This window comes from Aliiruegeria sabulilitoris, from assembly GCF_001558155.1.
Taxonomy (GTDB): domain Bacteria; phylum Pseudomonadota; class Alphaproteobacteria; order Rhodobacterales; family Rhodobacteraceae; genus Tropicimonas; species Tropicimonas sabulilitoris.
In genome coordinates this window covers 1-1,102 of record NZ_LOAS01000106.1, presented here as the reverse complement: position 1 = coordinate 1,102, position 1,102 = coordinate 1, and the positions used below count along the sequence as shown (strand labels likewise).

Genomic DNA, 1,102 nt, shown 5'->3' with positions numbered 1-1,102 from the left:
TGGCGATTATTCCACCGGTTCACTGACCCATTTTGCTCCGGGATTGACAGAGTGAGTTGCAGCTCAATCAACCCATTGAACCGCGCCGGGTTTGCCGGAGGCTCCCAACCTTGAGAAGGTGGAGCCATGACAAGTACATCCAATCGTTTTTCAACCGAGGTGCGTGCCCGCGCGGTACGCATGGTTTTCGATCATGAGGCGGATCACGCTTCTCAGTGGGCTACGATCTGCTCGATAGCCCCGAAAATCGGCTGCACCGCCGAGACATTGCGCAAGTGGGTTCGGCGCGAAGAACGCGACGCTGGGCGACGCTCGGGTCCCACCAGTGATCAACTTGCGCGGCTCAAGCAGCTGGAGAAGGAGAACCGCGAGTTGCGCCAGGCGAACGAGATCCTTCGCAAGGCTTCGGCGTTTTTTGCCCAGGCGGAGCTCGACCGCCCCATGAAGAAATGAAGATGTTCATCGACGAGCATCGTGATCAATTCGGGGTCGAGCCGATCTGCCGTGTGCTGCCGATTGCCCCGTCCACCTACCGTGCCCATGCTGCCAGCAGGTCTGATCCCAAGAAGCTATCCAACCGAACGAAGCGCGACACCACGCTACGTCCGGAAATCCAGCGCGTCTGGGATGAAAACTTCCAGGTCTACGGTGTCCGGAAGGTGTGGCGTCAGCTCAATCGGGAGGGCATCCGTGTCGCCCGGTGTACGGTTGCCAGGTTGATGAAGAGCATGGGACTGGCTGGCGCAATCCGTGGAAAGGCCCAGAAAACAACGGTTCCAGATCCATCCGTGCCTTGCCCGGAGGATCGGGTGAACCGCGAGTTCCATGCTCCCGCACCGAACATGCTCTGGCTGTCGGACTTCACCTATGTCGCGACCTGGGGTGGGTTCGTATACGTGGCTTTCGTGATCGATGCCTTCGCCAGAAGGATCGTCGGCTGGCGGGTATCGCGCTCAATGCAAGCCGAGTTCGTGCTCGAAGCTCTCGAACAGGCCCTGCACGAACGGCGCCCTCCAGATGGTTCTGGTCTCATTCATCACAGCGACCGAGGCAGCCAGGGCGGATTCAACCGGTCGTCGCAACACCCTCGATCATATCCTGT

The 1,102-nt window shown here is 59.4% G+C and carries 1 pseudogene and 1 other annotated feature; the pseudogene reads left to right on the top strand.

The window, feature by feature from the left end:
* Positions 1 to 126 precede the first annotated feature (126 nt).
* Positions 127 to 1,102 (top strand): annotated as a pseudogene (locus AX756_RS24750) (IS3 family transposase); the annotation flags it as partial.
* Positions 408 to 524, top strand: a sequence feature (AL1L pseudoknot). Its footprint overlaps the pseudogene before it by 117 nt.